Genomic DNA, 4,808 nt, shown 5'->3' with positions numbered 1-4,808 from the left:
CGACCACCGAGATCTACACTCTTTCCCTACACGACGCTCTTCCGATCTCATCTATCGTTAAGTTTTTTACATCTGAGATCTTACTAGTTTCATCAATGCTTAACCTCTCTATCGTTAAGCTTCCTACCTTATATATTTCACTCTGCTGACGCATATATAAGATTTCTTTTACCTCCATAGTTTCTATATTACTTAGTTTATTTTTACTTCCACTAAAGTTTAGCTTTTTTACTGTTACTTTGTTGCTATCTTTAAACTCTAGTTCCCCTCCGTTTATATTAATTTCCCCAAAATTTCCATATTTCATATTTAAAATACCTGGTGTGTCTGGAGCTTGGAAACTTACATTTAACTTCTCAAATTCCACATTGTTATCGGCATTAACTCTTGCTATATCAGCTTTAGTTACATTAAAGTTTAGATTATCGTACTTTTTTTCTGGGGCATTTTTAGTTTCTCCGGAGGTGATATCTAAATCCACAGCATAGCTTAAGCGTATTAATATTAGAAAACTTACACATATTATACTGATTTTTAATAGGAATAATTTTTTGTAATACTTTAACAATGTACTTCTATCTCCTTCATCTTCTTAGAACCCTTGTGATTTAATAACACTTATATCTTTTATTAGTATATCATAAGAATAATCTTATGATATACTTTATTTATTTATTTTTGATAATTGTGCAACTTTATTGCGTTGCAAGCATATGCATTATTATAAAGATTTTATAAATATTTAAAGCTTTGCATTGTTTTACATAAAAGTATATTACTAAATTATTCTTTACTTACCTTATTTTCTTAAGTAAAGTTTTGCTATTGCTCTTACAGATCTGTAACTGCTTCTACAGGTCTTGCCACAACTTTTTCGGTAGGGTTTTTAACTCTTTTGGTTTTATTATATAAAGAAGCCCTCTTCATTTTATAGCCGGTAGTTGCCTCAGCAATTCTTGCAGCTTTACCGGATCTATCTTTGATATAATATAATTTTGCTCTTCTTACCTTACCTTTTTTTAATACAGAAATTTCTTCTATCATTTTAGAGTAATAAGGAAATACACGCTCAACCCCTTCACCGTAAGAGATTTTTCTTAAAGTAAAAGAAGAATTAATACCGCGATTTTTACGGGCTATACAAACCCCTTCAAAGTTTTGAGTTCTATCACCGATTTTAACTTTTACATTAAGTAAATCTCCGGAAGAAAATTCCGGATAGTTTTTATTCTCAGAAAGTTGTTTAATTTGCTCATTTTCAAATTGTTTTATTATGGGATTAGTCATTTTCTGCTCCTTTATTTAGTTTTTTAGCCTGATTATATTTTTTCCATAAATCTGTTCTTCTAGTTTTGGTTAGTTCTTCTGCTGATTTTTGCTGCCATTCTTTAATCTGTCTATGATTCCCGTTTAATAACACCTCAGGCACTCCTAAATCTGCGAAATGCCTTGGTTTAGTAAATTGAGAATGCTCTAAAAGAATATTTTCAAAACTCTCATCCCTAATACTACTCTCAGAATTAACTACTCCCGGTAAGATTCTAACACAAGCATCTACCAATACTTGGGTTGCTACTTCCCCACCTGATAGGATGTAATCTCCTATAGATATCTCTAATGGTTGATATTTTTCTATTATTCTTTGGTCAATCCCTTCAAAATGTCCACAAATTATTGTCATTCCATCTTTTCTCACTAATTGTTTTACTAACTCTTGGGTTAAAGTAATCCCTTTTGGGGTTAAGTATACTAAATTTTTTGAAGATCCCTCATTAAGAGTAGATTCTATTGCACTAGAAAGTATATCGGCTCGCATCAACATCCCTCTACCTCCGCCAAAAACTTTATCATCTACTTTTTTGTGCTTACCTTTACCAAACTCTCTGATATCAAGTACTCTTAAAGACCAGATTTTCTTATCAAGTGCTGTTTTTGCTAAAGAGTACCCTAATATTCCAGGAAACATTTCTTTATATAAGGTTAGAATTGTTATATTATAGGGAGACATTGCTTTATGTTACTTAATTAGTGCTTCATCTTGATAATAATTTAATCTATTAACCATAATGTAGCCTGCTTCTAGATTTATCTCCGGTACTTCTTCCTTAGTAAATCTAACCATAAAGCTTTGATTTGTAAAGGATTTTATTTCTATAATGTCTCCTGCACCAAAATTATAGACACTACATATAGTACCAAGTTCTTGTTTATCTGCATTTATTACCTTAAGTCCGACTAAAGCTCCATACCAAAATTCATCCGTTTCTAAATTTTTAGGAAGTTCAGCTGGTAAAGCATATAGTTCCATTCCTTTAAGTTCAAGTGCTTCATTAACATTATTAATATGCTGTATTTTAGCTATTACACTTCCTTTATGGATATAAGCACCTATTATTGTATAGGCATTATTCATTTTATCATAGAGTTTGTAATCTTTGATAGATAAAGGGCTTTCTGTAAAACTTTTAATTTTTACCTCACCCTTTAAACCCTTAACCCCAACTATTATACCCATACAAAGCATTTTTTCCATGAACTAACTTACCCTTTTGAAGAGTCATCTGCTTTTGAATCTTTTATTTCTTCCTTAATCTTAGAAGGTGTTTCTACCGGTATCTCTTTTAGCGTTTCTTCTAGGGTTATTTTGTTAGTTTCCGGCTCCACTACTTCAGGTTTTTTTTCTGTAGTTTTAGGAATTTCAGTGGTAGTTACTGTTTTATCAACTACTGTTTCAGTTACTGCTTTAGCCACTTTTTCTTCAATTACTGTTTCTTTAGGGGCAGGAGTATCAGCTACTTTTGTTGCCTGCTGAGTGGCAACTTGTTCTTTTAATCTCTCTTGGGCTTTAGCTTTAGGAAGACTCTGTTTAGTTTGGATAGGAATTTCTTTCTTTGGTAACAAACCATTATCTGCTAAAATTTTAGCCACTCTATCTGTAGGTTGTGCTCCTACGGAGAGCCAATATTTAATTTTTTCTATGTCTAAGACCACTCTTTGAGGGTTATCTTTCTCTACCATAGGATTGTATTTACCTAATACTTCTTTATGTTTACCGTCTCTAGGGGCTCTTTTATCTGCTACCACAATGTGATAGTATGGTCTTTTTCTACTACCCCAACGTGATAAACGAATCGCTACTGCCATATTTTATAACTCCTTCTTATAGTTACTGTTGTATTATTGTATTATCAAGAAAATCTTTTTTGAGATTTCACTAAATTCATCATTTGTTTTAAGCCACCGCCTTTAAATTTTTTCATTATCTCAAGCATTTGATTATATTGCTTTAACATAGAATTTAAATCTTGTACTTTTAACCCAGCTCCTTTAGCTATTCTAATCTTACGAGAAGCATTTAAAATCTTAGGATTCTTCTTTTCCTGCTTATTCATAGAGTTAATTAATGCAAGTTGTTTTTGCAATAATTTATTATCCGTATTTGCTGGATTAAATTTTTTGGATAAGGACGAAACTCCTGGTATCATTGACATAATAGAATTTAGACCGCCTATTTTTTGCATATTTTTTAATTGTTGAGCATAAACTTCTAAATTTAACTTCCCACTTTCTAATTTGTTTTGTAATGCTTCCTCATCTTGCGTGTACACAGACTCTGAGATCCTATCAACCAACGAGACAATATCACCTTTACCTAAAATTCTATCTGCTACTTGGGTAGGAATAAAAGCCTCTAAATCAGTTACTTTTTCACCCACTCCGCTAAACTTTAAGGGAACTTGAGTAACTGCTTTCATAGATAAAGCTGCACCGCCTCTGCCATCTCCATCTATCTTAGAGAGAATAATTCCACTAAGTTGTAATCTGTCATTAAATTCTTTAGCAGTCATACTTGAGGTTTGCCCCATCATTGAATCTGCTACTAAGAGAATTTCATTAGGTAGTATTTGCAAACTAATAGCAGTTAATTCTTGCATTAGAGCCTCATTAGTAACTAGTCTTCCTGCCGTGTCTATAATAAAACTATCATAGGAAAATTGAATAGCTTGCTTTTTAGCCAAAGCTACAATGGCTACTATATCTTTAGAAGCATCTTTAGTGGTATATTGATAAAAATCTACATCTATCTGTTTAGATAAAATTTCTAATTGTTCGTAAGCAGCTAAACGTTCAGTATCCAGACTTACAACTAAAACTCGCTTTTTATGCTTATTTTTTAAGTAATAGGCTAACTTTGCAGCCGTTGTGGTTTTCCCACTTCCTTGCAATCCTACCAGCATATAAGACGTTAGGGTATCTTTAATAATTAATTCTGCATTATTTCCTAAAATATTTACTAATTCATCATAAATAATTTTAACTATCATCTGATAGGGAGAAACAGAATCATAGATAGCTCTACCTTCAGATTCTTGTTTTATTTTCTGTATTAACTCTCTTACTACCACTAATGCTACATCTGCTTCTAATAAAGCTATTCTTAGCTCTCTTAAAGAATCATCTAAATCCTGAGCACTAAGTACAGGTTTCTTTTTAATATTTCCCAAAATATGAGTAATTTTAGATGATAAATTATTAAACATTATTTTCTTTTAGATTTCCTTTAAATTCGCATTTTTATTTTATATATGCACTAAAAGCCAGTGTACGAAACTCGTAGACTGACTTAGTTTTCAAAACAATTCTGTGTTTTAAACCTCTATTTTTTTATTCATAAATTCTAATGAACTTTATTAGTATAGTTAGTTAGAGTAACTTTTGTCAATAGTTATTTTGTAATAATAAGTAACTTTTTAGTGCTTATACTATACGAAATAAGATAAATACTTTATAATTACATAGTATGAATT

General features: G+C 31.4%; 4 protein-coding genes and 1 pseudogene. All 5 read right to left on the bottom strand.

The window, feature by feature from the left end; genetic code table 11:
* Nucleotides 1-831 precede the first annotated feature (831 nt).
* The 5 genes and pseudogenes from rplS to ffh all read right to left on the bottom strand — a co-directional run bounded on the left by rplS (nucleotide 832) and on the right by ffh (nucleotide 4,541).
* Nucleotides 832-1,287, bottom strand: coding sequence for a 50S ribosomal protein L19 (gene rplS / locus ACQCX0_RS00065; protein ID WP_462561984.1), 456 nt, complete (start codon nucleotides 1,285-1,287; stop codon nucleotides 832-834).
* Nucleotides 1,280-2,008 carry a tRNA (guanosine(37)-N1)-methyltransferase TrmD gene (gene trmD / locus ACQCX0_RS00060; protein ID WP_462561983.1) on the bottom strand — a complete coding sequence of 243 codons (729 nt, stop codon included), beginning with the start codon at nucleotides 2,006-2,008 and terminating at the stop codon, nucleotides 1,280-1,282. The genes rplS and trmD overlap by 8 nt, the downstream gene beginning before the upstream one ends.
* A 9-nt stretch (nucleotides 2,009-2,017) precedes the next feature.
* Nucleotides 2,018-2,533, bottom strand: a complete 516-nt coding sequence (gene rimM / locus ACQCX0_RS00055) for a ribosome maturation factor RimM (protein WP_462561982.1) — start codon at nucleotides 2,531-2,533, stop codon at nucleotides 2,018-2,020.
* A 236-nt stretch (nucleotides 2,534-2,769) separates the two neighbouring features.
* Nucleotides 2,770-3,144: pseudogene (rpsP, locus tag ACQCX0_RS00050) on the bottom strand (30S ribosomal protein S16); the annotation flags it as partial.
* A 44-nt stretch (nucleotides 3,145-3,188) separates the two neighbouring features.
* A complete protein-coding gene (ffh, locus tag ACQCX0_RS00045) occupies nucleotides 3,189-4,541 on the bottom strand; it encodes a signal recognition particle protein (protein WP_462561981.1) in 1,353 nt (450 codons plus the stop codon).
* Between the last annotated feature and the right edge of the window lie 267 nt (nucleotides 4,542-4,808).

The organism is Candidatus Hepatincolaceae symbiont of Strigamia maritima (assembly GCF_055505085.1).
The sequence above is the reverse complement of the archived record's forward strand: the minus strand, read 5'-3'. Positions and strand labels throughout refer to the sequence as shown.

Excerpts from the sequence above, each read along its gene's own strand:
- ffh (WP_462561981.1), bottom strand. The coding sequence starts at position 4,541 with ATGTTTAATAATTTATCATCTAAAATTACTCATATTTTGGGAAATATT.
- rimM (WP_462561982.1), bottom strand. The coding sequence starts at position 2,533 with ATGGAAAAAATGCTTTGTATGGGTATAATAGTTGGGGTTAAGGGTTTA.
- rplS (WP_462561984.1), bottom strand. The coding sequence starts at position 1,287 with ATGACTAATCCCATAATAAAACAATTTGAAAATGAGCAAATTAAACAA.
- trmD (WP_462561983.1), bottom strand. The coding sequence starts at position 2,008 with ATGTCTCCCTATAATATAACAATTCTAACCTTATATAAAGAAATGTTT.